Source organism: Pantoea sp. X-Soil-TKNS-1279, from assembly GCF_059730565.1.
This window is the reverse complement of the sequence record NZ_AP035948.1, coordinates 1,206,966-1,231,169: the sequence shown is the minus strand read 5'-3', so window position 1 is coordinate 1,231,169 and position 24,204 is coordinate 1,206,966. Positions and strand designations below refer to the sequence as shown.

The window sequence follows — 24,204 nt, the reverse complement described above, 5'->3', positions numbered from 1 at the left end:
GAATGAGATAAATCTCAGGATTCCAGGAAGGAGATGAGGAGGAATGCTGATGACTATCCGTTGTAGCCGTTGTGGATGCGCACGATTCTTTTATACATTGAACGGTACCAAGCTAACCCGAGAGCAGCATCACGGAGCCTGCTGTGCTGCCTGCCGCAAACCGCTAAATCTGCGGGATGTGGTTCTGCCGATACCTCGTACTTTTCCTGCGGCATTCACCAATGCAGATTGAGTCTGAAGCGGCACCCGCAGGTGCCAGATAGCGTCAGAAAATCAATTTAAACACGCCAGTAATCGTCAAGAGTCCAACAATGAAGATGATAGCGATGATCCACAGGATTATTTTCATTTTCAGCTCCTTGTTACGTCATAAATAGCGCCTGCTCACTCCAGTATAGATGAAAATTCTACCCTTGCTGCCAGGTGCGATGCCTGTCACGCCATCTTGCTGTCGTTTCGTTTACCTGAAGATTATTTCTGCGACCGGGATCGCAGCTGAAGATTTTTCTTAAGTTTGCCGCTTCGTTCTCCGCCTCAGCACTGTCTAAACTTACAGCGCCTGTAGCAGGCCTCAATTGTTATCACTGCCTAAGTAACAAGGAGATTCTATGAGCACGATAAATACCAGCATGGGACGTTATAGCCTTAAGGCAAAGGACTATGGCAATCATATCAGTGGCAGCATTGCCATAAACGATGAAGGTGGCACGCAGCTCACCATGCAGGAGTTTAAAGAGCATTATCTTGACGATGTCGTCAACAATGTCATTTATCCTGTCACCGGTGGTAACCGTGAGATTACTCGCGCGCTGCGAGATCAAATGGTAAAAGCGGGATTTGAACAACCGCACTGAGTTTTTGGGCCACGGTTTGTGGCCCTTTGCTTTGCATAATCCTCACTTGCCGTTATTACGCAATCGTCGCAGGATGGAGTCTCCATTTTTCAAGGAGATCAACCGCGTGAGTGCCCTTCATCGTATTCCGTCTTCCCCTCTTCATCAGTTTGTGCAGGCTATCTGGTTGCATGCTGGCAGCAGCGCCGACGAAGCACGACTGGTGGCCGATCATCTGGTCGCTGCAAATCTGGCCGGCCACGATTCGCATGGCGTAGGCATGATTCCCAGTTATATGGTTTCGCTCTCGCAGGGCTTTTTACAACTTAACCAGCACACCACTATCGAAAAGGATGTTGGCGCAGTCATTACCTTGAGCGGCCATAACGGCTTTGGTCAGGTTGCGGCATGGGAAGCGATGCAATTGGGGATTGAACGTGCCAGTAAATTTGGTATCGCTGCTGTGGGCCTGCATGATTCACACCATATCGGACGTATTGGTCACTGGGCGGAACAGTGTGCGGCTGCCGGGTTTGTCTCTTTTCACTTCGTCAACGTCGCGGGCGACCCGATGGTGGCGCCATTCAACGGCAGCGACCGCCGTTTCGGTACCAATCCGTTCTGCGCCGTGTTCCCACGAAGCAATGGCAAACCGTTGCTGTTGGATTTCGCCACCAGTGGCATTGCCTTCGGTAAAACCCGTGTCGCCTGGAACAAAGAGCAGCAGGTAGCCGCAGGCTATCTCATCGATCATCAGGGCAAAGCCACCACCGAACCGGGCGTGATGCATCAGGAGCCATATGGTTCACTGCTGCCATTTGGCCTGCATAAAGGCTATGCGCTGGCGACCATGTGTGAAATCCTCGGCGGTGCGCTCTCTGGTGGCCGCACCACCCATGAAGAGACGCTGGTGACCTGTCATGACGCCATCTTCAACTGCATGACCACCATCATCGTCAACCCGGAAGCCTTCGATGCCCCGGCGATGCAGCAGGAAGCGGAGGCTTTCCTCAATTGGGTGAAACGCTCACCACAAAGTGGCGATGCCCCGATTCAGGTGCCGGGCGAATGGGAAGAGAGTAATCGTCTGGAACGTGAGCGCGACGGCATTCCGCTCGACAGCAACAGTTGGGAAAAAATTTGCCTGGCGGCATTGCAGGCAGGTATGCCTGAAGATGAGCTGGCGGCGTTCCGCGCCCTGGCGCAGTAGGCCGCCCCACGCTGAGGCTTAACGCCTCAGCGTTTCCACATCAAATCACCATCGACAGCAGCAAACAACCCACCAGACCGCAGACCGAAATGATGGTCTCCAGCACTGACCAGGATCGGATGGTTTCACCGATAGTCAGGTTGAAATACTCTTTGAATAACCAGAATCCCGGATCGTTGACGTGGGAGAAAATCACGCTGCCCGAGCCAACGGCAATCACCATCAGTTCCGGGCTTGCACCGGAGGTGACAATCAGCGGAGCCACAATGCCGCCTGCCGTAATCGCCGCCACGGTGGCAGAACCCAGCGCAATACGCAGGACAGCCGCAATGGACCACGCCATAAAGATCGGAGAAACATTGGTTTCATGCATCATGCTGGCGATGTATTTATCCACGCCGCTGTCCACCAGCACCTGCTTAAATGCCCCGCCACCGCCAATAATCAGCAGCATCATCGCGATGATTTTGATCGAGTCACTCAGCGTGCCCATCACCTCATCCATGCTACGTCCACGGTTCAAACCAAAAGTGAAGATCGCAATCAACACCGCAATCAGCGTTGCCATGATCGGATCACCAAAGAACTCGGCGTAAGGCAGCACCACATGGCCTTTCGGCAGTACCATCTCCGCCACCGCACGCAGAGCCATCAGGATCACCGGTACCAGAGCCGTCGCAACGCTGACACCAAAACCCGGCATTTCTGCTTCGCTGAAGGTTTTCGGGTTCCACAGTCCTTCCGGAATGGGTTTATCAATGCCTTTGAGGAAACGTGCATACACCGGTCCCGCCAGAATGACGGTAGGAATGCCCAGCAGGGTACCAAACAACAACGTTTTACCCATGTCAGCATTGAACAGGGTGGCAATGGCGGTTGGCCCCGGATGCGGTGGCAGGAAACCGTGGGTGACAGACAGCGCAGCCGCCATCGGCACACCGACAAACAACAATGGAACGCGCGCTGAGGCCGCGATGCTGAACACCAGCGGCAGCATCAGCACAAAGCCCACTTCATAGAACAGTGCGAAACCGACGGTAAAACCGGTCAGTACCAGCGCCCACTGAATATGTTTTTGACCAAATTTAGCGATCAGCGTGGTCGCAATGCGCTGCGCCCCGCCACAGTCAGCCAGCAGTTTGCCCAGCATGGCACCAAAACCCATGATCAGCGCCAGACTACCCAGCGTGCCGCCGACACCCGTTTTGATCGATCCAATCACTTTGTTGACCGGCATGCCCTGCATCATACCGACGGCCAGCGCCACCAGAATCAGCGCAATAAACCCATTCAGTTTGAAACGAATCATCAGCAGCAGCAATAACGCCACCCCGATAGCCACGTAGAGTAATGGCATAATTTTTCTCCACTTTTTGCCAGATCTTTCACCGGCAGCGGTTTGTTGTGATAAGTCCTGAGGACGATGGATAAAGCAGCGTTTGATATGTTGTTACATAGCGTCGCATCTTGTTACCGGTATCATGTTAAGGGTAACACGATAAAGAAATCACCTGCCGCGCCGGGTGAATTTCGGATTTGAGAAGGTGATCAACTTTTTACCCACTGGTTATCAGAATGTTTGCCCCGGCAGCAGGAAGTGATTTGGTTACACTAAGGTCTTTCCGCCCATGAAAAAGGATGTGCAGGTGAGTGAGAATCTGATCGAGCTGTACAGTAATCAACAAACCCTGTTTGCCCGAGGCAGTATTGATCGGCTGGTGCCGTTGCTGGCCGCCAATCCGCAGCCGACGTTGTTGTTCTGTGGTCGCTCGTTTCTGAACGGCCCTACCTGGGCGCGCCTCGGGGCAGCGCTCAACGAGAACATCATCGGCTATGAGATCGTCAGCCATGAGGCTTCGCCAGATGAAATTGATGGCTGGGTCAATCGCTGGCGCGGCCATGTTGATCGTGTGGTGGCGATCGGTGGTGGCAGCGTGCTGGACGCAGCCAAAGCCTTTAGCGCCATGATGCAACATCCGCTACCCACCGCGCGCTATCTGGAGAAAGTGGGTGATACGCCGGTACAGCCTGCCACATTGCCGCTGATTGCGGTTCCGACCACGGCTGGCACCGGTAGCGAAGCGACACAAAACGCAGTAGTGACTGACCAACAACATATCCAGGTGAAAGCTTCACTGCGCCACCCGGTGTTTGTGCCGCAGGTGGCAATTCTCGATCCCGATTTACTCAAAGGGACGCCAGACCCTGTCCTGGCCACCTGCGCCATTGACGCTTTTACCCATCTGTTTGAAGCCTATTTATCGCGCAAAGGCAATCTGTTCAGCCAGCAGATGGCGTTGAGCGGCTTGCGCTTGTTCTTTCAAGCCTGGCCCGCACTGAATTGCACCGATCAGGCAGGTGATAATGCCCGCGAAGCGATGATGATGGCGTCATGGCTGGGCGGCGTCTGCCTGAGTAGCGCCGGATTGGGGGTGATTCACGGTATCGCCGGGGAGCTGGGGGCGATTAAGCCTTTCCATCATGGCGAAGTCTGTGGACGTCTGCTGTTTCCGTTCCTCGATGTGCTGGCCGAAAGCGAACACCCCGAGCAGCAGCAACTGATGGCGAAACTGGCGCAACAACTGCTGCCGGATGATCCGGCACCACCGGCACTGGCGCTAAAAGCCTGGCTGCAACAGCACGCCATCATGCCGTTCTGGCAGGGCGGCCCAACGTTGACAGCGACGGAAGTTGAGTGGATTGTGGCGCGAGCCAACAGTAAAAACGGCTGGGTCAGCTACACCAAAGAGACGTTAACTGACATGATCGCGGCAGCCTGGCAGATCGCATGATCCGTTACGGCGCGATTTATCGCGCCGTTTCGTCCCGGATATGCGTTCAGGCGTGGAATGGCCCCTGCCCTGCCAGCATCTGCTCAATGACCTGCAACACGCCCTCGTCATTATTGGACGGTGCCTGATAACGTGCCGCCTGCTTCACACGCTGCGGCGCATTCTGCATGGCAAAGCTGAAACCAGATTGCACCAACATTTCGAGGTCGTTGCCACCATCGCCAAACGCCATCACTTCCTCATCGTCAATGCCCCAACGCGCCTGCAACAGGCGTAATCCATTGGCCTTATGCAGACCCGGCACAATCAAATCAACCGACCCATGCCCGCTGGACGTCGCCGCTGCGGCACCATGATGCAAGCGTTCAATATCGGCCATCAAAATCGACACATAGTCGTCGGAGAGATTGAGCGCAAATTTAAACAACTTATCGTCACCGGTATCACTCAGGCTATCGATAGCCTTCAGGCGATGACAATAGTGCCGCATTTTCGTCAGCCATGACTCATCGGCATCGGTGAAGTAGTAAGCGCTGTTACGACCGGCAATCAAATACTTCAGATCGGGATAGTGACCACGCTGTAGCGTATCCATCACCGCATGAACGTCATCACGCGAAAACGCCCCACAGAACAGCTCCTCATCCCGGTCAATAATCCACGCGCCATTCTCCGCCACAAAGGCGATCTCGCTGGCGATCTCAGGGAAGAAGGATTTGAGCTGATAATATTGGTTGCCGCTGGCGACCACGAATTTGATGCCACGTTGTTTCAGTTGGGTGTAACAGGCGTGAAAACGTGCGCGATTGTACTGTTTTTTGTCGTCGAGAAAGGTGCCGTCCATATCTACCGCCACCATTTTTACCACGGCCATCATGACTCCTTAGCGCATTGAAAGGAAAACAGATCGCTATAGAGGATAACCTGGCGGGGAGGAGAAAACAGCGAAAAGACGGATGGCAATGGCCATCCGTCGGCAGGATTAGTTGAAGGCGTTATTCAGCAGAATCGCGGTGATGATACCGGTGGCTGCGGCTACAAGGACGTAGTTACCGTCGATATACGACCAATATTCACCGCGTGGCGGTGCATACAGGCCGTGTCCACGCCAGTCATCGACACGATAATGCGGGCCACGGAATTCCGGCGGCGCCGGGTAACCACGACGGAAATCATGGCCGTTCCAGGCGAAGCGATCACCACCGTGATGGCCTTGCGGCATCGGACGTCCAGCATAATGATCATTGCCACGGCCAGGACCACGATCTGCGCCGCGATCAGGGCCACGGTTGTTGCCGTGGTCAGGGCCACGATTACCACCACGATCCGGACCATTACCGTGGTCCTGATGTTGATTACCACCGTGTTGCTGCCAGCGCTGGTCACCGGGGCCGTCAGCCCAGGAAACGCTGGAAATCAATGTGCTGCATGCAATAAGCGAAGCGACTAAAGTCAATGTTGTTTTTTTCATGGTGTTACCTCCAGGGATAACGGCAGTGATAGCGCCGTTAAGCGATACTATTAATGATATGGAGGCAAAAACGCATTTCCAAAACTCCTAAAAAACTGCCGACTTACAATACATTACCTCGAATTATCACTTCCTTAACGTTTATGTCAGGCGTGACATTAAATGGACCGAAAATGCAGCATTCTACGGGGAGCGTAATCCATGAAAAAAACCCGATCGCGAAGATCGGGAGGAATCAATTTCCATTTATTGCATAAAGAGGGGTAACCCTACAAAAGCGAGGGTAAAACTGAAGCACACAACGCCACATCACTAGCATTGCCGGTAAACAATACCATTTCAAAATGAAAAATTCTTTTAAAAATGACTTTTTTTCAGAAAAATACGTAAGGAGTTAGATGCTGAGGTAAATAATCCTCTGCACAGAATTAAATACTTTTAAATAAGGTCTGTGCTCTGACCAGAGTAGCCAACAAGATATTTCTTGCTATCACGACATTATCAGACACATCAGGTCATTCCGCATAAAAAAATAATTAAAATCAAACATGTAAAGAAAAACCACTCTCTTGGCTATCAGCATTTCTTAACGAGACACAGCTTTCATGGATAATTTTCATCTGGCGAAAGCCGTAAAATCCCACAAAAAACCAATTAATACCAAACCGTTATTAATACAGAGTTCAATATTAGCGTTATTAGAAATAACTGATGCGATCAGATTATTCTGCCCAGGAAGTGCGAGCGGAGACTTCTTTTGTTTTTACTTCTGTATACCGGAACGGATAATTACCTGTTGAATACCTCATCACTGGTATTTACCTTGTTGCCAGATGGCGTGTCGTCGATGCCGGATAACGCAGTAACTTAGCTGCGGGTCGTATCGGGCGGCGTACCAGCTCTCCACCACAGTTCGGGCAATGTCCATCGAGCACCCCGGTGACACAATCAATGCAGAAAGTGCACTCAAACGAGCAGATATGCGCTTCTCTTGACTCCGGCGGCAAATCTTTATCACAGCATTCACAGTTAGGACGCAGTTCCAGCATGGTGTTCTCCTGTACGAAAAAATCCATCATCGCCGCTGCAATTGTTTATGACCAGATCGCAGGCAGACACTACAAGGACAAATCAGGACATCAACAGATTCCACATCACGCGATAAATCACGCAGCTGTCCTGCCGAATATGTGACGCTCATCACCAGACCTTCTATAGTTCATGCGTTCCCCTTTTTAAAGAGACGTATTGATGCAAGTTAAAGGTTTGAATATCGGCTTTTTCATCGTCATCCTGGCGATTGTCACGGTGGCGTTTTTTGACGTGCTCACCCCTTACTTCTCCGCCATTTTATGGGCAGCGATTCTGGCGGTGATTTTCCATCCACTGAAATCCGTGTTACGGCAAAAAATGGGGGATCGTAACGGCCTGGCCTCGCTGGTAACATTGCTGATCATCTGCCTGATCGTCTTCACACCGCTGGCTATCGTCACCTCATCGCTGGTGGTGGAGCTCAATACCGTCTACACCAAACTGCAAAACAACTCATCGCAGTTTCCGACGGTCTTTGCCGACCTGTTCCAACATTTGCCAGCGTGGGCACGTAATTATCTGTCTGAACATCATCTGAACAACGCCACGCAAATCCAGGAAAAACTCTCCGGCTTTGCCCTGAAGGGCGGCCAGTATATGGCGGGCAGCGTGTTCATCATCGGTAAAGGCACCTTCACCTTTACTGTAGGTTTTGGTGTGATGTTGTATCTGCTGTTCTTCCTGCTGAAAGATGGTGCCTGGCTGGTAAGCCTGATTTTAGAGGCGCTGCCTCTCTCCACCTATGTCAAACACCATCTGCTGTTGAAGTTTGCGGCGGTGTCTCGCGCGACGGTGAAAGGCACCGTGGTGGTCGCCGTGGTACAAGGGGTATTGGGTGGATTGGCATTCTGGATCACCGATATCGATGGCAGCCTGCTGTGGGGCGCGTTAATGGCGTTTCTCTCGCTCATTCCGGCGATTGGTTCGGCGATCATTTGGGTGCCCGCCGCCATTTTCTTCTTCGCTACCGGCGCGCTGTGGAAAGGCTTGTTCCTCGTTGGCTTCTTTGTGGTGGTGGTCGGTCTGGTGGACAATATTCTGCGCCCGCTGCTGGTGGGTAAAGACACCAAAATGCCGGACTATCTGATTCTGATTGCCACGCTGGGTGGCATGGAAGTTTACGGTATCAACGGCTTTGTCATCGGTCCGTTAATTGCCGCGCTGTTTATCGCCTGCTGGAACCTGCTTTCCGGACGTGATAACCGTGACAACGTGGAAGAGATTGATGAAGAGTTTATTGAGGAAGGGAAGCAGCGCGACTGATAGCGGGTGCCGTCTGGCACCCGACTTAAACGTTAACTCGCCATAACCTTGTCGCCTGATGTGCGCCAGCCGCGCGTCAGGCGTTTTTCAATTTCCACCAGCACAAAGATCCCGGCACTGACCGCCAACGCGATAAACCAGTATTTCAGCGGTAACGGCTGGGTGCCAAACAGGGTATTCATCAGCGGAACATAGATGATCAGCGCCTGGAGCAGGATCAACACCAGCGTCACCAGCCAGATTCCCCGGTTCTTCAGCAAACCAGCATCCAGTGAGAAGCCCTCGCTGTTGCGGCAATTAAGCATATACACCCACTGCGCGGTCACCAGCATCTGCAACAATACGGTGCGAATAAACTCCGGGCTGTAACCACGCGGTTGCAACCAGGCTTCCAGCATAAAAGCACTGACTGAGATCAGCAGCCCCACAAACAGCACACGCCAGATGGCAAATCCATCCATCACATTGCTGCGCACATTGCGTGGCGGCCGCCGCATGATGTTCTGTTCCGCAGGCTCAAACGCCAGACCAAAGGAGAGCGTGGCAGAGGTCGCCATATTCATCCACAGAATCTGAACCGGCGTCAGTGGCAACAGGTTACCCATTAAGATTGCGATGATGATCAGCAACCCCTGAGCAAAACAGGTTGGCATCACAAACAGGATGGTTTTCTTCAGATTGTCATACACCCGACGTCCCTCCTTCACCGCTGCCGCGATGGTGGCGAAGTTGTCATCGGCGAGGATCATATCAGCTGACTCTTTGGTCACTTCTGTCCCTTTGATCCCCATAGCAATACCGACATTGGCCTGCTTCAGCGCCGGGGCATCATTGACGCCATCGCCGGTCATACCGACAATTTCCCCGCTCGCTGCCAGCGCTTTCACCAGCCGTAACTTATGCTCCGGGCTGGTACGAGCGAAGATGTCGTATTCCTGTGCTGCCTGCGCCAATGCGGCATCATCCATATGTTCCAGTTGATAACCCGTCACCGCAGCGGTGCTGTTGCCAATACCCAGCATCTGCCCGATCGCCATCGCCGTTTCCTGATGATCGCCGGTGATCATCTTCACGCGGATACCCGCCTGCTGGCAGTCGCGAATGGCGGTAATCGCTTCCGGGCGTGGCGGGTCCATCATGCATGCCAACCCCAGCAACGTCATACCCTCGCGCAAATCCTCATGGTCGAGTCGATGCTTCACGTTCGGCAACCAGCGCCAGGCCGCCGCCACGGTACGTAACCCCTCGCTGGCGTACGTCGAGATGGCGTTCTCCCAGTAATCCCGATCGATCGCCGCAACGCCCTGATCTCCCTGCTGCTGCTGGCAAAGCGCCAGCAACACATCCGGCGCACCGGTCAGCAGGATGCAAGGTTTCCCATCCATCACCGCACTCACCGCCTGATATTTGTAGAGAGAATCAAACGGCAACTTGCTAACCACTTCAATCGCATCAGACTTCACGCCCGCTTTCGCGGCCAGCACCTTCAGCGCACCCTCGGTGGGGCCACCAATGATCCCCCAGTGGCCCTGTTCGTCCTGGCGCAGTTGGCTTTCATTGCAGCGATCGACAGCCCCGAGAAAGGCCTGCAACACGCTATCTTCTCCCGCAGCATGACCACTGGCGCTGATAACAGGATGAAACTCACCTTGTGGTTCATAGCTGTTGCCGCTGATACGCCACTGGCTGTCCGCCAGTACCACCGCTTTCACCGTCATCTCATTCATGGTCAGAGTGCCGGTTTTATCTGAACAAATAACGGACATCGCACCCAGTGTTTCCACCGTCGGCAACTTGCGAATAATCGCCTGATTGCGCGCCATTGATTGCACACCCAGCGACAAAATGATGGAGATAATGGCCGGCAACCCTTCCGGCACCGCTGCCACCGCGAGGCTGATTACCGACAGCAGCAGTTCCCCCAGAGGAATGTCGCGCAGCAAAAAACCAAACACAAACAGCGCCACCATCATCAACAGGATGATGGCAAAAATTGCTTTACCCAATTTATCGATTTGCACCAGCAGCGGTGTTTTGGCTTCCTCAATCGAGGAGATCATCGCATTGATATGGCCTAACTCGGTATCGCCACCGGTGGCGATCACAACACCCATCGCCGTTCCAGAACTTACCGTAGTGCCCGAATACGCCAGATTGAGCCGGTCACCCAGGGATTTCTCACCTTCCAGCGCCGCGATGCTTTTTGACACCACGGTGGATTCACCGGTCAGAATCGCCTCTTCAACCCGCAAATTATGGACTTCAAACAGGCGCAAATCGGCCGGGATTTTGTCGCCAGGCCGCAGCATGACCACGTCACCCGGCACGATATTCTGCGTGGCAACGGTAGCCTGTAATCCTTCACGCAGCACAATGGCATCGCTCGACAGCATATTTTGAATGCTTTTCAATGACTTCTCGGCGTTACTTTCCTGGATAAATCCAATCAGTGCGTTGATGACAGCAACGCCGAGAATGACAAAGGTATCGACCCAGTGGCCCATCATGGCCGTAACTAGCGCCGCCGCCAGCAGAATATAAATCAGCACATCTTTGAAATGGGCGATAAAACGCATCAACACCGATTTCTCTCGCTTCTGCGGCAGAATATTTGGACCCTGAGTATGCAGTCGCTGCTGCGCCTCTTCACCGCTTAATCCTTGTGGACAACTGTTAAATGCAGAGAACGCGGCTGCGCTGTCTTGTTGATACCAGGGACGCTCGGCGGAATCCGTTCGCCTCATGGTAAAAGGAATGACATTCATAATTACCCCGTGGGACTAAATCAATAAATTATGACCAAAATAAAAATCACACTTTAATAAAATCTCCAGCCATCGCGATGACCAATATCATGTTTTTCGCAGTTTTAAATCCGCAGGTAATTCACCCAAAGCTAGTCACAAAGGTAAATTATTATCACGATAAGAAAATTCTAATCCGACAATATTTAGAGATTTTCAGATTTTATAACCCTTTTTAATCCCTAACACCAAAACAAAACATAACCTTAAAATACAATAAGTTATATTTATTTTATTGTTTTATTTTGATGAGGAAATCGCCTTTCCTGTCACAGGATTGTTGATCTTTAATATTCCATCCAGCCTGAATAAATCGCGCAGAAGACATTAAACGAAACCTTAACGAAAGTTGAAAAAGTTAACTCCCGCCATAAAGATTGCGGGCAATCAGTATTTAAGCTGAATTCGTGATGCATATTTGACCCGGTAGTTAATTGATAAGGGCAAGGAAAATGAACAACTGGCCGGTGTTGGGTGCGTTGCTGTGCTGTTTGATTCTTATTGGTTGTAATAATAAAAAAATCACGGAGATGATAGTACCTAACGTAATTAAGAGTTCTGTATTCAAGGATAATAATGTTGAAACCCTGCGCATCTTCGCGGCACCGAGTAAAGATGGCCTGGCACTGAAAGGTGTCGGATCGTGGCGAGAACATGACGCTCAGAGCAGCCTGAAACTCAACGAGCATCCATACCCACTCGTCCCTTCCCCCCTTCACCGCGGCGATGCGCTGGAGGTGATTTTCAGCGTGCCGGAAAATCTGTTTATCAGCCTGGAGGGGCAAAACGCCAGCAGCTAGTCCCCCTTTCCGTAGCGGCGCGATTTATCACGCGTTTTTTGGTTACGAAAAAACCGCGCGATAAATCGCACCGCTACGGATCATGACTACTCCACGCGCCCAATCTCCGGTGCCAGAATCCATTCGGCGCTGTCGTTCCACACGTCCATTTTCACGATCAATCCCTCTCGCACTTCATAACGATCCAGATAACGATTACCGGCAAAGGGTCGACCATCCGGCCACTCGCCATACAGGGTGCCGTTGGAGTACACCACAACGTGATCGCCGCGATCCATCCAGTCAAATTGTCCGACGGACTTCTTCACCCATTTATAGCGTGCACCGTTGAAGTCCGTGATCCCTTTGGTAGTGGGAAACTCACGTTTCCCGGTAAAGGTGATGCTTACCTGCGGATGCATAAAGGTCGCTGCCAGCACCGCATCGGGAGCCATAGATGCTGCTAAAAACCCCTTAACCACTTCAACCGCTTGCTCAATCTCAGACATAAAACCTCCTGATGTGAATTTGCACAACGCTGGCGCATCAGCACCACAATGGCGCAACTTTGCCGCTAACTTGCGGGATAAACCGCCTGTTTTTAAGCAATAACAAACTGGCATCGTAATTGCTAGAAATAAAAATATTATTGCTAGCAATCCACATGAGGTGAGTGATGTCCGGAAAATCGTTACTGAAAAACTGGCGTTTATGCGCTGCCGCCACCCTGATGACCATGATGTCAGCGAGCGTGTTGGCAGCCGATCCGATCAAAGTCGGTCTGGTCACGGCATTGTCAGGTCAATCGGCTAAATCGGGCGAGGCGCTGACCCGTGGGCTGACCATCGCCATCAACGAGATCAATGCGGCAGGTGGTGTGAAAGGCCATCCGCTGGAGCTGGTGCGCCGTGATGATGAAAGCAACCCCGGCAAAGGGATGCTGGCTGCGCGCGAATTGATCCAGCGTGAAAAAGTTGCCGTGCTATTCGGCGGTCTGGACACCCCCGTCTCGCTGGCGATCGTACCGCTGGCGAATCAATTGAAGACCCCTTTTGTCGGCTTATGGGCCGCAGGCACCGGCATCACCCATAACGGTGCGAAGGAGAACTACGTGTTCCGCGTCTCCGCAGTGGATGAACTGGTGGATGAAGCACTGGTGGAATACGCCAGCGAAAAGAAAGGCATGAAAAAAGCCGGCATGATCCTGGTAAACAATCCGTGGGGTGAATCGAACGAGAAGGGTTTCCGCGCGGCATTGCAGAAAAACAACATCCCGGTAGCCGGGGTTGAACGTATCGAAGACAGTGATGTGGATCTGGTGCCGCAACTGACCCGCCTGAAAAATGACGGTGCCGATACTCTGCTGATGGTCGGCAACGTCGGACCTTCGGCGCAGGTAGTGAAATCGCTGCACAAGATGAACTGGCAGGTACCGGTCGTTTCACACTGGGGACCCGCTGGCGGTCGCTTCAGCGAGCTGGCTGGCCCGGGTGCCGATCAGGTGACCTTTATCCAGACCTTTGTCTTTACCGACCATAACTCGGTCAAAGGCAACCAGGTGATGGATGAACTGAAAAAACAGTATCCACAAATCAAAGGGTTGGCAGATGTCACACCGGCGGTGGGCATCGCCAATGCTTACGATGCCATGCACCTGACCGCCCTGGCGCTGAACAACGCCACCAGCCTCAATGGCACCGCCATTCGCAATGGTTTCTACGCCATCAAGGAATATGACGGCCTGATTAAACATTATCAGCAACCGTTCACCGTGCAGCAACACGACGCCCTGGGACCGAAAGACTACGTGTTTGCCCGGTTTGAAGGCGAGCAGATCCTGCCAGTTACTCAGTAAGGAGAAGGATAATGTGGAGTACCGCCCTGTCCACCGGACTTAGCCTTGGCAGCATGTATGCCCTGCTGGCGCTCGGCTTTCATATCACCTGGATTGTGTCCCGCACCCTGAACTTTGCTCAGGGCAGCGCCATGATGGTGGGCGCAACCCTCGGTTACAGCCTGTACGTGACTTTCGGCTGGCCGTTGTGGCTGGCTCTGCCCGCCACGTTGCTGTGCTGCGCCTTGTATGGCGTGGTGATTGAGCGCCTGCTGGTACGGCCATTTGTGGCACGCAATTCGGAAGCCTGGCTGATGGCGACGGTGGCGGGCGGGATTCTCGTCGATAACCTGGCGATGTTTACTTTCGGCAAAGAACCGCGCCAGTTCCCGGTGACCGACGTCACCTTTACGTTATTTGGCAGCTCATGGTCGCTAATCAACCTGCTAATCCCGCTGACCGGCGTGGTGATCGTGGTGGCTCTGACCGTGATCCGCCGTTACAGCCGCATCGGCAAAGTGCTGGAAGCCACAGTACAGAACCCGCGCGCTGCGCAGTTAATGGGCATTCGGGTGAATACCGTGGTGGCAGTGGCGTTCGCCCTCTCCACCGTGTTTGCCGCGCTGGCTGGCCTGCTGATCGCGCCGTTGTTCAGCATCCAAAGCGATATGGGCACCTTATTCGGCCTGAAAGCCTTCGCGGTGGCGATCCTCGGCGGTCTTGCCAGCAGCAGCGGCATCTGGATCGCCGGGTTGCTGTTTGGCCTCAGTGAAGCGCTGGTTACGCTGTGGTTTGGCTCCGCCTTCACGCAAATCTTCACCTTCTCGCTGGTGATTCTGGCACTGGCGCTGCGCCCGAACGGGTTGTTCGGGCAAAAATTAAGGGTCAAAGTATGATTAAAACCCTCCCCCTCGCTGCGCTGGCGCTGATCAGCCTGCTGCTGCCCTTCGTGCTCGGCAGCTATGCGCTGCTGGTGTTCTCCCTGTTTGCCCTCGCCGTCACCACGGTGGTCGGGCTGAATATACTGCTGGGGCTAAGCGGACAAATCTCCTTCGGCCACATCGCCTTCTACGCGCTCGGAGCCTACATTTCGGCGGCGTTGACCATGAATGGCGTGCCGCTCGGCGTCGCCATGTTGGTGGCGATGGTGGTGTGTGGCGTGATTGGCGGTTTACTGGCCATCCCGGCGCTGCGCGTCAGCGGTCCGTTTCTGGCGATGATTACCATCGCTTTTGCGCTGGTGGTGCGCCATGTGTTGATTGAATGGCGTGAGGTGACCGGCGGCTCGAATGGATTGATGGGCATCCCGATGCCCGACTTTGGCCCGCTCGATCCCAATATCGGACTGGCCTTATGCTGCGCCGTGCTGATGCTGGCAGCGCTGGCGCTGTTTGCCCGCCTGCAAGGCAGCCAATGGGGACTGGCGATGCGTGCCGTCAAGGCCAGTGAGATTGCTGCCCGTTCGCTGGGCTTCAACCCGGTGGTCAGTAAAACGCTGGCGTTCGCGCTTTCTGCCATGCTCGCCAGCGCCGCCGGTACTTTCGTTGCGCCGTTGATGATGTTTATCAACCCGGATTCTTTCCCCTTCGCACAGTCGATCCTGTTTGTGTTGGCAGTGGTGGTTGGCGGTAGCGGTACGCTATTCGGCCCACTGCTGGGCGCGTTATTGATTGTGGTGCTGCCGGAGCTGCTGTCCTCGTTCGCGGAATATCGCCTGCTGATTTTTGCCGTATTGCTGCTCAGCGTGCTGTGGCTGGCACCGCGTGGCCTGCTCGGTACGCTGGCGCGCTGGCTGGCGAAACCCGCTGCACAATTCGCCCCTGCAACACCCGACGAAGCCCTGCTGCAACGTCACTTCCAGCGTGGCGGCAATGATGTGTTGAATGTCGAGGGGATCGGCATCCGTTTTGGTGGCGTCCAGGCGGCCAACGATGTCAGCTTCAAAGTACGTGCCGGTGAGATCCTCGGCCTGATGGGGCCAAACGGCGCCGGAAAAACCACGGTGCTGAATATGATCAGCGGCTTTTATCGTGCCGACAGCGGCAGCATTCGCCTGCAACAGGAACTGCGTGGTCAGCCTGCCTGGCGCGTCGCACGCGCCGGGATCGCCCGCACCTACCAAACCACCCAACTGTTCGGCGGAATGAGCGTGCTGGAAAACCTGCTGGTGGCTCAGCAGCGTGGCCGCCAGGGACTGCCGTGGCGTCACCCGGCGGCGCAGCAACGGGAGGTCGCGCTGGCACTGCTGGCGTTGGTTGGTTATCGTGGTTCGGTGCATACCCCGGCAGAAGATCTGCCGCATGTTGATCGTCGGCTGGTGGAGATTGCCCGTGCGCTGGCGCTCGATCCTGCCCTGCTGCTGCTGGATGAACCCGCAGCCGGACTGAGTCGGGAAGAAACGGATGCCCTGATCCCGCTGTTACGCCGACTGGCAAAATTTGGTCTGGCGGTGATCGTGGTTGAACACGATATGGCGCTGGTGATGGCGGTCAGCGATCGTCTGCAAGTGCTGGATGCCGGTAAACCCCTGGCACAAGGCAGTCCGGCAGAAGTGCAGCGCAATCCGGCGGTGATCGCTGCCTATCTCGGCGGCACCGAGTATCGCGGCAAACCTCGCGTGATGCCGTTGCGCAGCAGCGGGGAACCGGGGCTGGTGGTGGATAAACTGACGCTCGACTATGGCGCTGCGCCGGTGGTGCGTAATGTCAGCTTCACCGTCAATCCGGGCGAAACCGTGGCGATTCTCGGTGCCAACGGAGCCGGGAAGTCCACCATTCTGCAAACGCTGGCCGGGCTGCATCCGGCACGCAGCGGAGCCATTTATCTGCACGATCATTCGATCAAAGAACTCAACGCCGCCCAAATCGCCGCTCGCGGTCTGGCGCTGGTGCCGGAAGGACGCCAGTTGTTCCCGCAAATGACGGTGCTGGATAACCTGCTGATCGGCCAGTATGCCTGTAGCGAACGGCTCGATCCGCAGGCGGAAGTGGAGGCGATCCTGCGCCGCTTCCCGCGCCTGCGCGACCGCCTGCACAGCCAGGCTGGGCTGCTCTCCGGCGGCGAACAACAGATGGTCGCGATTGGCCGTGGCCTGATGTCGCGCCCCTCAATTTTGCTGCTGGATGAACCCAGCCTCGGCCTGTCACCTGCGATGATTGGCGAACTCTATGACGCGCTGGCCGGGTTACGTAATGAAGGCGTCACGCTGCTGCTGGTCGATCAGATGGCAAATCTCGCCCTGACCATTGCCGACCGTGCGCTGGTGCTGGAATCAGGTGAAGTGGTCAAAGCCGGACGCGCGCAGGATCTGCTGGCACAGGCGGATCTGGCAGAAGCCTGGCTGGGAGCAGGGAACGCATGAAACGGCTGAACATCATCAATGCCCGATTGCCGGGCGCAGAGGCGTTGCAAACGCTGTACATCGCCAACGAACATTTTGTCGCTGCACATAATGAACCGGCGGAGACGCTGGATTTGGCGGGTGCGCTGGTGCTGCCCGGTCTGCTGGAAACCCATATCCACCTCGATAAAGCCTGCATCATCGATCGCTGCCGCCAGCAGGAGGGTACGCTGGCGGAGGCGATACGTGAAACCGCGCGCGCCAAAGCCGATTTCAATGAGGAGGACGTTTATCAACGTGGTGCCCGCGTGCTGGAACAAGCCATTATTCAGGGCACCACGCGTATGCGTACCCATATCGAGATCGATCCGGTGATTGGTCTGACCGGTTTTCGCGCCATTCGCCGTTTGCAGGCAGATTATGCCTGGGCGCTGGATCTGCAACTTTGCGTATTTCCGCAGGAAGGGATGCTGAATAATCCAGGCACCGAGACGCTGCTGTGCGAAGCACTGGCATCGGGCGCGGATCTGCTGGGCGGCTGCCCGTATACCGACAGCGATCCAATTGGTCAGATCCAGCGGCTGTTTGCCTTAGCCCAACGCTATGATGTCGATCTCGATTTTCATCTCGATTTCGATCTGTCGCCAGAAAACCGGCTGATCGATAGCGTGATTGAGGAGACAGAACGCGCAGGCTGGGGCGGTCGGGTTACCGTCGGGCACGTTACCAAGTTATCGATTCTGGATATCGAGCCACTGCGTGCATTAGGCCGGAGGCTCGCTGATGCGGGGGTGCAGGTCACCGCCCTGCCCGCCACCGACCTGTTTCTCACCGCGCGCGATCGCTTTGCCCTGCAACCGCGCGGCGTCGCACCGCTGGATGAGCTGGATCGCTGTGGCGTGGTGTGTTCCCTCTCCACCAATAATATCGCCAATCCCTTTACCCCGTTTGGCGATGCCTCACTGGTACGCCAGGCCAACCTGTTCGCCAACGTGCGTCAATTGGGAACCCAGGGAGATTTGCTGCGATGCCTGAGCTGGATCTCCAGCCAGTCGGCAAAGCTGTTGCGCTTAACCGACTATGGCCTGACGCCGGGCTGCCTGGCCGATATGGTGATATTTGATGTGATACACGCCGGGCATATTGTGGCGCAGATTGCTCCACCAATCGCCGGTTTTAAACGTGGCAGACAAACCTTCAACCGCCCGCAGGCTGTGCTCAATAGACCTTAACGGGTATGTGGCCCCCCTCCTTCTCCCGCTTACGGGGGAAGGTCGGGATGAGGGCGACTGACCGCTCGTACCCCGTTTACAGCAGTGCCTGGCTCAGCGACAGCTCCTCGGATACCACTTCGGTTAAATCCAGTTCCGCTTCCAGTTCATTCAGATGCGCCAGCATGATTTGCTGCGCTTCTTCGGTGTTGCCCGCTTTTAACGCCGTAAGGATCGCACCGTGCTCGGCGCACTGGCATGACGGCACATCATTACGCTGATACAGCGCGACAATCAGCGAACTGCGCACCATCAGGTTTGACAGAATTTCACTCAATACTTTGTTGCCGCTGACTTTTGCCAACAACAGGTGAAAGGCACTCAACTCACGCACGATATCACGACGATCCTGCTGCCCGGTGGCGGCATGTTCGGCCTTTTGCTGCGCATCGATATCATCGGCAAACTGCGCCATCTGCGTGGGGGTTATCGACGCCACAATCGCGCTCTCAATCGCCCGCCGGGCAATAAAGATCTCCCGCGCTTCCTGCGCTTCAGGATGCGCCACCATCGCACCGATATTGGGTTCGATAGTCACGATATGCTGCAACGCCAGACGTTGTAGCGCCGCCTGCACATGGTTGCGATTGGCTTTTAGCGCCTCGACAATTTGCGCCTCGACTAACCGCCTGCCTGGCTTTAGACGATGCTGCGCGATAGCAAGCGAGAGCGCATCAACGATACGCTGCACTTCGCGCTGCTTCGCGGTGGCGACCTGACTCATTCTGACCTCATCCGGGGGTGTTAATGCCTCGATATTAACATCTCAAGGGCTGCTTGCTGAACAGGTTGTAGGGGAAATTGCGTGAAGGAAATTGTTGTCGAATATCAATATTTAGCCAACAAGTTTGACATGGGTATTCATCCGCGTTTTGTTTTTTTGGTATAACAACTTTACAAACCTATCACACCTCTCCCAAATGATTGGGCGTTGTTATGCTAAGGGCACCGCATGGCTTTATCTGATTCAACCGGGGAAGACGTCTCCCGCTCGGGCCGCATCTCCGGCCTGGCGCTGCTGGTTGCCAGCGCATTTTTCATGGAGTTTCTTGATGGCACGGTGATCGCCACCGCGTTGCCGGACATGGCCAAAGCGTTTGGCGTCTCCGCTATCGATCTGAACATCGGCATCAGCGCCTATCTGCTGACGCTGGCGGTGCTGATCCCGGCCAACGGTTGGGTGGCGGAACGCTTTGGTGCGCGTAATGTCTTCAGCCTCGCGTTAACCATTTTCACCCTGTCATCACTGTTTTGCGGCCTGACGCACAACGTCACTGAATTTGTGCTGATGCGTATCTTGCAGGGCATTGGCGGTGCCATGATGGTGCCGGTTGGCCGTCTGGTGGTACTGCGCACCACGCCTAAAGATCAGCTGATCAAAGCCATCGCCACCCTGACGTGGCCCGCGCTGGTCGCCCCGATCATTGGGCCGCCGCTCGGCGGGTTTATCACTACCTACGCCAGTTGGCACTGGATCTTTTTCCTCAACGTGCCGCTGGGGATTATCGCCATCATCCTGGCGCTGCGCATGATGCCAAATGACTCGGCTCACCAGCATCGCCCATTCGATGTCACCGGTTTTATCGCTACCGGTGTCACCATGCTGTGCCTGGTGGCAGGCCTGGAAATGTTGAGCCAGCAAAGCGCCAGCCTGGCTGCCGCAGCCGTGACGATTGCACTTGGACTGGCAACGCTGGTGTGGAGCATCCGCCATTTGCGCCGCAGCAAAGCGCCGCTGATTAGTCTGTCATCGCTTTCCGTGCCCTCTTTCCGCATCACCATGCGTGGTGGCTTCCTGCTACGCGCCACTATCAGCTCCGCCCCTTTTATGCTGCCGCTGATGTTCCAGGTCGGTTTCGGCATGAATGCCTTTCAAGCCGGTTCGTTGGTGCTGGCGGTGTTTGCCGGTAACCTGGCGATGAAACCCGCCACCACGCCACTGATTCGCTATTTTGGCTTCCGTAAGCTGCTGATTGGAAACGGTGTGGTTTGTGTGCTGACGCTGCTGCTGTGTGCGTTTTTGACGCCGACTTCACCGCATGTGATTACGCTGGTACTGCTATTTATGGGCGGATTAAGTCGTTCGATGCAGTTTACCGGGATCAGCTCACTGGCTTTTGCCGAGGTGCCCGCGCAGGAGATGAGTTCGGCGAATACGCTATTTAGTACCTCCTTACAGTTGGCGAGCGGGCTGGGGGTAACGCTGGGGGCACTGTGTATCCGGCTGGGGACGGTGTTGGGGGATGAGTTTGGTTACACGGCGGTACCAGGGATAGGGTTTAAAGTGGGGTTTGGGGTGATTGCCCTGATTACGCTGATTGGGGTGTGGGATATGGTGCGGCTGGAGCCGACAGCGGGGGAGCGTGTTTCTCAACGACAACGTTAATCCCGACCTTAGAACAGGTCGGGATAGTCTGGTTATCGCACCGCTGCTTTCGCCTGTTTGATCCAACCATCGAAAGTAGCCTGGTGTGCCTTGATCCAACCATCTACGTGTCGTTGAATATCGGCTGCAGAGGATTCACCTTCATGCATACGTTGATTTTGTGCATTGACATCAGCAAGGGGTAATTTCACGATGGCAAACAATTTCGCTGCTGCCGGGTTTTTAGCCGCCCATTCTTTGTTAGCAACAACATGTTCATTATTAGGTTTGAAACCGTAATTTTTCCCATTAGGCAATGCAGTATCTTCATTTTTCTGAGAACCTGGCGTAACAGAAAAAGGCACGGTCAACCAAACAACATCTTTTCCTGGTTTTAATTCATCACTGACCCAATATGGCGTCCAGGTGAAATACAGAACTGGTTTCCCAGACTTATAGCGCGTCATGGTATCTGCGATGATGGCGGAGTAATTTCCTTGATTCTGCTGCACTGTACTACTTAAACCATAAGCTTTAATTTGTGCATCAATCACCTGTCCACAAACCCAGCCAGGATTACAACCCGCCAGATCCGCTTTTCCATCGCCATTCGCATCAAACAATTTAGCTATTTTCGGATCTTTAAGTTGTGAAATATCTGTAATGTGATACTTATCTGCCGTTTTTTTATCAATCAGGTATCCCTGTGCTGCACCTGTTATATAGCTACCTTCGCGATAAAATTTATTATCACCACCGGCAGCATTGTACATGTCCTTCTGCAACGGCTCCCAGTTTACCGCCATGTAAGTTGCATCTCCGGCAGCGATAGCGGTATACGCAACGTTATAGTCCACTTCCTCAGTGGGTTTGACATCATAACCCAACTTTTCCAATGCCCGGTTGATTAACTCAGTCTGGAAAGATTCTTCAGGCAATGTACTCTGTACCGGGTGTACGTCTACTCCTTTCCCTGGTAAATCTGCGGCAAAAACCACAGATGAAGAGAATAAAGCAGCGACGGGTAATAATATTAATTTTTTTCTGGTCATAATAATGGCCTTTTTTCTGACTATGATATGGCGGAAGAATCTTTCCATACAGAAAGAGAATTGAATGATGACAAACAACCTGATGGGATAGCGCGTAGCTGATAACGGCACATTAAATAAATAAAGGCAGTGGGAAATTTTAAAAGCGAACCAAGGTAACCTGAAATCATCATTGTTATTTCTTCCAGATGCTTTCGCTTTCAGTTATTTGCGAAGCCCTGAATCCACCCTCAAATAATTCAACATCCATTTACCATAACACATAAATCACATCATGCAACCTCTAACGGGGATAATGAGAAAAACAGCGGTATATTCTGGTGTGCATATTACTGATTATCCATGCTATAAAAAATAGATTCAGGGGCAGTACTCCGCATCGTTTCGGAAGCCATCCGGCAGGGCTTTAATAATGGCCGTACTATCGCTGAAAGGCTTAATGAAGCCGTTCACTTTTTTCTGGGCTGGCCTCTTCCAGTGATGGGTGTCGTATTCGTCCTCTGCCGATGACGTTCATTCATTCGCCTGCCAGGTTTGTGTCACTTAATTGCGGATATGAAAAGATTCTTCCTGTCGAGTGACTCACCGTTCTTGCGGGCATTTTGTAGCTGCGTCATCTCAATCGTCAGCCAGTCAATCATTGCAAACCTGCCTTAAGACTATCAGGTGTTCTTTAAGCTGAATATGACGGGTGGCGTCTGATCTACTCAGTACTGTTCATCTGTCAGGATGGTGCGATAAGAATATTCTGATAGCCTGAGTGCGCAAGGATTACACACCTCTTAACAAAACACAGGAATAAAAATGAAAAAGATCGCAGCACTAATCATGCTAACCGCGGTGTTCGCTTTCTCAACCTCAGCTATGGCATGTCCTAAAGGTACGCATCCGCATGGTGGAACAGGCTCGCATCATGCTGGTGGGACTTGCTACTGATATTCATGGCTCACATCTGTGGGCCATTTTTTAGCCACTACAGGATTGAAAAGTTAGGCGTAATTAGATGATTTATGCGGGGTAAATTCTGAGTTCAATGTTGTCCATACCCCCGGAAGTGCCCCCGGCTTGTTGTGTACGATAGCCGCTATCGCACACAACACACTGCCAAAAGCGGGACATTCAGCGCGCCTGGTAGCCGATGCCCTCAATCGCGAAATGCTTCAATGTCACTGGACATTATTGCAGAGAGGTTTTCAGTGATCTTTTCTACAGGCCAATCCCACCACGCCAGCTTTTGCAGCGCCTCTATGGTTTCATCGGAAAAACGTTGTTTAATCACTTTCGCGGGATTACCGCCCACAATCGCATAAGCAGGTACATCGGAAGTCACCACTGAACGCGAGGAGACAATCGCGCCGTTGCCTATCTTCACGCCGGGCATGATTAATGCCTGATATCCAATCCACACATCGTTACCAATTACCGTATCCCCCTTGTAAGGCAAATCCCCAGCCTTTGGCATCAACTTTTCCCATCCATTACCGAAGATATAAAACGGGAACGTGGAGAAACCAGAGAGTTTATGGTTGGCTCCGTTCATTATGAATTGAACACCTTTTGCAATCGCGCAAAATTTGCCAATGATGAGCTTATCGCCAATAAATGGAAAATGATAAAGAACATTACGTTCAAAGTTTTCCGAGTCTTCTGGATCGTCGTAATACGTGAAATCACCAACGATGATATTGGGATTATTCATCGTATTTTTTATAAAGCAAACCTGGGGAAATCCCTTCATGGGATGCTTATCAGACGGATCTGGTCCATGCATACTTGCCTCCTTACTTATTTGGATCAATGTTACGACTGCCAGATCATTATTTTAGCCAGTGCTTTTGCAGGTTGCATCAAAGCTGCACATGGTTTTCTGTGAGATCACACCCGCTTTCAACATACCGGCTGCTGCGCTATGGATAGCTTCAAATGCGGGGCTTTTGAATTTAATTTTTGCTGTCATGACAAATCTCCACACGTTCTTTGATCATCATGATTGGTGTAATTTTCTGTTTTGAGAGAACAGTTTAATGCTTTTCCAGTTCACAGAATCGAGATAGTTCTTGAGAATCAATGTCCGTCATATCCTGCTGGCAAACAGGAA

The 24,204-nt window shown here is 53.3% G+C and carries 20 protein-coding genes and 1 pseudogene; 10 read left to right on the top strand and 11 right to left on the bottom strand.

Going from position 1 to position 24,204, the window contains the following annotated elements:
• Nucleotides 1-265: 265 nt before the first annotated feature.
• The gene (locus tag AC6I8N_RS05660; RefSeq protein WP_017346848.1) at nt 266-349 is read right to left on the bottom strand and encodes a small membrane protein YohP; all 84 of its coding nucleotides are present in this window, start codon (nt 347-349) and stop codon (nt 266-268) included.
• A 259-nt stretch (nt 350-608) separates the two neighbouring features.
• Between AC6I8N_RS05660 and AC6I8N_RS05655 the strand changes: the two genes are divergently transcribed.
• Together AC6I8N_RS05655 and AC6I8N_RS05650 are read left to right on the top strand one after the other, a co-directional pair.
• The gene (locus tag AC6I8N_RS05655; protein ID WP_021182353.1) at nt 609-854 is read left to right on the top strand and encodes a hypothetical protein; all 246 of its coding nucleotides are present in this window, start codon (nt 609-611) and stop codon (nt 852-854) included.
• A 106-nt stretch (nt 855-960) separates the two neighbouring features.
• Nucleotides 961-2,043: a malate/lactate/ureidoglycolate dehydrogenase gene (locus tag AC6I8N_RS05650; protein WP_497830232.1), complete on the top strand. Its 1,083-nt coding sequence runs from the start codon at nt 961-963 to the stop codon at nt 2,041-2,043.
• Between the two features lie 40 nt (nt 2,044-2,083).
• Here AC6I8N_RS05650 and gntT read toward each other — a convergent pair whose 3' ends face one another.
• Entirely contained in the window at nt 2,084-3,400 is a 1,317-nt protein-coding gene (gene gntT / locus AC6I8N_RS05645) for a gluconate transporter (protein ID WP_021182351.1), read from the bottom strand.
• 271 nt (nt 3,401-3,671) lie between these two features.
• On the opposite strand from gntT, the gene AC6I8N_RS05640 reads away from it, so the two are divergent.
• Complete coding sequence (locus AC6I8N_RS05640) at nt 3,672-4,835, top strand: iron-containing alcohol dehydrogenase (RefSeq protein ID WP_497830231.1); 1,164 nt, start codon at nt 3,672-3,674, stop codon at nt 4,833-4,835.
• A gap of 46 nt (nt 4,836-4,881) precedes the next feature.
• On the opposite strand, the gene AC6I8N_RS05635 is transcribed toward AC6I8N_RS05640, so the two are convergent.
• The 3 genes from AC6I8N_RS05635 to AC6I8N_RS05625 form a co-directional block, all read right to left on the bottom strand.
• Nucleotides 4,882-5,709, bottom strand: a complete 828-nt coding sequence (locus tag AC6I8N_RS05635) for a Cof-type HAD-IIB family hydrolase (RefSeq protein ID WP_497830666.1) — start codon at nt 5,707-5,709, stop codon at nt 4,882-4,884.
• Nucleotides 5,710-5,817: 108 nt separating this feature from the next.
• Complete coding sequence (locus AC6I8N_RS05630; RefSeq protein ID WP_021182348.1) at nt 5,818-6,306, bottom strand: RcnB family protein; 489 nt, start codon at nt 6,304-6,306, stop codon at nt 5,818-5,820.
• An 818-nt stretch (nt 6,307-7,124) separates the two neighbouring features.
• Nucleotides 7,125-7,355 carry a DUF1272 domain-containing protein gene (locus AC6I8N_RS05625; RefSeq protein ID WP_071783553.1) on the bottom strand — a complete coding sequence of 77 codons (231 nt, stop codon included), beginning with the start codon at nt 7,353-7,355 and terminating at the stop codon, nt 7,125-7,127.
• A gap of 202 nt (nt 7,356-7,557) precedes the next feature.
• On the opposite strand from AC6I8N_RS05625, the gene AC6I8N_RS05620 reads away from it, so the two are divergent.
• Complete coding sequence (locus AC6I8N_RS05620; protein WP_021182346.1) at nt 7,558-8,661, top strand: AI-2E family transporter; 1,104 nt, start codon at nt 7,558-7,560, stop codon at nt 8,659-8,661.
• A 32-nt stretch (nt 8,662-8,693) separates the two neighbouring features.
• On the opposite strand, the gene AC6I8N_RS05615 is transcribed toward AC6I8N_RS05620, so the two are convergent.
• Nucleotides 8,694-11,426, bottom strand: a complete 2,733-nt coding sequence (locus AC6I8N_RS05615; protein ID WP_497830230.1) for a cation-transporting P-type ATPase — start codon at nt 11,424-11,426, stop codon at nt 8,694-8,696.
• A gap of 491 nt (nt 11,427-11,917) precedes the next feature.
• Here AC6I8N_RS05615 and AC6I8N_RS05610 point away from each other — a divergent pair, with 491 nt between their 5' ends.
• Nucleotides 11,918-12,265 (top strand): hypothetical protein, encoded by a 348-nt coding sequence (locus AC6I8N_RS05610; protein ID WP_497830229.1) that lies wholly within the window; start codon nt 11,918-11,920, stop codon nt 12,263-12,265.
• 86 nt (nt 12,266-12,351) lie between these two features.
• Here the strand turns inward: AC6I8N_RS05610 and AC6I8N_RS05605 are convergent, their stop codons facing one another.
• Nucleotides 12,352-12,753, bottom strand: a complete 402-nt coding sequence (locus AC6I8N_RS05605) for a nuclear transport factor 2 family protein (RefSeq protein ID WP_021182338.1) — start codon at nt 12,751-12,753, stop codon at nt 12,352-12,354.
• Nucleotides 12,754-12,920: 167 nt separating this feature from the next.
• Here AC6I8N_RS05605 and AC6I8N_RS05600 point away from each other — a divergent pair, with 167 nt between their 5' ends.
• From AC6I8N_RS05600 to AC6I8N_RS05585, 4 genes are read left to right on the top strand one after another with little or no spacing between them, the layout of a single operon-like run.
• Nucleotides 12,921-14,099, top strand: coding sequence for an ABC transporter substrate-binding protein (locus AC6I8N_RS05600; protein ID WP_497830228.1), 1,179 nt, complete (start codon nt 12,921-12,923; stop codon nt 14,097-14,099).
• 11 nt (nt 14,100-14,110) lie between these two features.
• A complete protein-coding gene (locus AC6I8N_RS05595; protein WP_021182336.1) occupies nt 14,111-14,974 on the top strand; it encodes a branched-chain amino acid ABC transporter permease in 864 nt (287 codons plus the stop codon).
• The gene (locus AC6I8N_RS05590) at nt 14,971-17,439 is read left to right on the top strand and encodes a branched-chain amino acid ABC transporter ATP-binding protein/permease (RefSeq protein WP_497830227.1); all 2,469 of its coding nucleotides are present in this window, start codon (nt 14,971-14,973) and stop codon (nt 17,437-17,439) included. The genes AC6I8N_RS05595 and AC6I8N_RS05590 overlap by 4 nt, the downstream gene beginning before the upstream one ends.
• Nucleotides 17,436-18,650, top strand: coding sequence for an amidohydrolase family protein (locus AC6I8N_RS05585; RefSeq protein WP_497830226.1), 1,215 nt, complete (start codon nt 17,436-17,438; stop codon nt 18,648-18,650). Before AC6I8N_RS05590 ends, AC6I8N_RS05585 begins: the two co-directional genes overlap by 4 nt.
• A gap of 76 nt (nt 18,651-18,726) precedes the next feature.
• On the opposite strand, the gene AC6I8N_RS05580 is transcribed toward AC6I8N_RS05585, so the two are convergent.
• On the bottom strand, nt 18,727-19,413 hold the full coding sequence (locus AC6I8N_RS05580) for a GntR family transcriptional regulator (RefSeq protein ID WP_021182333.1): 687 nt from the start codon (nt 19,411-19,413) through the stop codon (nt 18,727-18,729).
• A gap of 228 nt (nt 19,414-19,641) precedes the next feature.
• Between AC6I8N_RS05580 and AC6I8N_RS05575 the strand changes: the two genes are divergently transcribed.
• Complete coding sequence (locus AC6I8N_RS05575; RefSeq protein ID WP_497830225.1) at nt 19,642-21,075, top strand: MFS transporter; 1,434 nt, start codon at nt 19,642-19,644, stop codon at nt 21,073-21,075.
• A gap of 32 nt (nt 21,076-21,107) precedes the next feature.
• Here AC6I8N_RS05575 and proX read toward each other — a convergent pair whose 3' ends face one another.
• The 3 genes and pseudogenes from proX to AC6I8N_RS05560 all read right to left on the bottom strand — a co-directional run.
• On the bottom strand, nt 21,108-22,106 hold the full coding sequence (gene proX / locus AC6I8N_RS05570) for a glycine betaine/L-proline ABC transporter substrate-binding protein ProX (protein ID WP_497830224.1): 999 nt from the start codon (nt 22,104-22,106) through the stop codon (nt 21,108-21,110).
• 1,144 nt (nt 22,107-23,250) lie between these two features.
• The gene (locus AC6I8N_RS05565) at nt 23,251-23,877 is read right to left on the bottom strand and encodes a Vat family streptogramin A O-acetyltransferase (protein WP_497830223.1); all 627 of its coding nucleotides are present in this window, start codon (nt 23,875-23,877) and stop codon (nt 23,251-23,253) included.
• A 66-nt stretch (nt 23,878-23,943) separates the two neighbouring features.
• Nucleotides 23,944-24,063, bottom strand: a pseudogene (locus AC6I8N_RS05560) (helix-turn-helix domain-containing protein); the annotation flags it as partial.
• Between the last annotated feature and the right edge of the window lie 141 nt (nt 24,064-24,204).

Coding starts and splice junctions, on each gene's coding strand:
- AC6I8N_RS05660 (WP_017346848.1), bottom strand. CDS start 349: ATGAAAATAATCCTGTGGATCATCGCTATCATCTTCATTGTTGGACTC.
- AC6I8N_RS05600 (WP_497830228.1), top strand. CDS start 12,921: ATGTCCGGAAAATCGTTACTGAAAAACTGGCGTTTATGCGCTGCCGCC.
- AC6I8N_RS05630 (WP_021182348.1), bottom strand. CDS start 6,306: ATGAAAAAAACAACATTGACTTTAGTCGCTTCGCTTATTGCATGCAGC.
- AC6I8N_RS05595 (WP_021182336.1), top strand. CDS start 14,111: ATGTGGAGTACCGCCCTGTCCACCGGACTTAGCCTTGGCAGCATGTAT.
- AC6I8N_RS05590 (WP_497830227.1), top strand. CDS start 14,971: ATGATTAAAACCCTCCCCCTCGCTGCGCTGGCGCTGATCAGCCTGCTG.
- AC6I8N_RS05575 (WP_497830225.1), top strand. CDS start 19,642: ATGGCTTTATCTGATTCAACCGGGGAAGACGTCTCCCGCTCGGGCCGC.
- AC6I8N_RS05640 (WP_497830231.1), top strand. CDS start 3,672: ATGAAAAAGGATGTGCAGGTGAGTGAGAATCTGATCGAGCTGTACAGT.
- AC6I8N_RS05605 (WP_021182338.1), bottom strand. CDS start 12,753: ATGTCTGAGATTGAGCAAGCGGTTGAAGTGGTTAAGGGGTTTTTAGCA.
- AC6I8N_RS05565 (WP_497830223.1), bottom strand. CDS start 23,877: ATGCATGGACCAGATCCGTCTGATAAGCATCCCATGAAGGGATTTCCC.
- AC6I8N_RS05610 (WP_497830229.1), top strand. CDS start 11,918: ATGAACAACTGGCCGGTGTTGGGTGCGTTGCTGTGCTGTTTGATTCTT.
- AC6I8N_RS05655 (WP_021182353.1), top strand. CDS start 609: ATGAGCACGATAAATACCAGCATGGGACGTTATAGCCTTAAGGCAAAG.
- AC6I8N_RS05635 (WP_497830666.1), bottom strand. CDS start 5,709: ATGGCCGTGGTAAAAATGGTGGCGGTAGATATGGACGGCACCTTTCTC.
- gntT (WP_021182351.1), bottom strand. CDS start 3,400: ATGCCATTACTCTACGTGGCTATCGGGGTGGCGTTATTGCTGCTGCTG.
- AC6I8N_RS05580 (WP_021182333.1), bottom strand. CDS start 19,413: ATGAGTCAGGTCGCCACCGCGAAGCAGCGCGAAGTGCAGCGTATCGTT.
- AC6I8N_RS05585 (WP_497830226.1), top strand. CDS start 17,436: ATGAAACGGCTGAACATCATCAATGCCCGATTGCCGGGCGCAGAGGCG.
- AC6I8N_RS05625 (WP_071783553.1), bottom strand. CDS start 7,355: ATGCTGGAACTGCGTCCTAACTGTGAATGCTGTGATAAAGATTTGCCG.
- AC6I8N_RS05615 (WP_497830230.1), bottom strand. CDS start 11,426: ATGAATGTCATTCCTTTTACCATGAGGCGAACGGATTCCGCCGAGCGT.
- AC6I8N_RS05620 (WP_021182346.1), top strand. CDS start 7,558: ATGCAAGTTAAAGGTTTGAATATCGGCTTTTTCATCGTCATCCTGGCG.
- proX (WP_497830224.1), bottom strand. CDS start 22,106: ATGACCAGAAAAAAATTAATATTATTACCCGTCGCTGCTTTATTCTCT.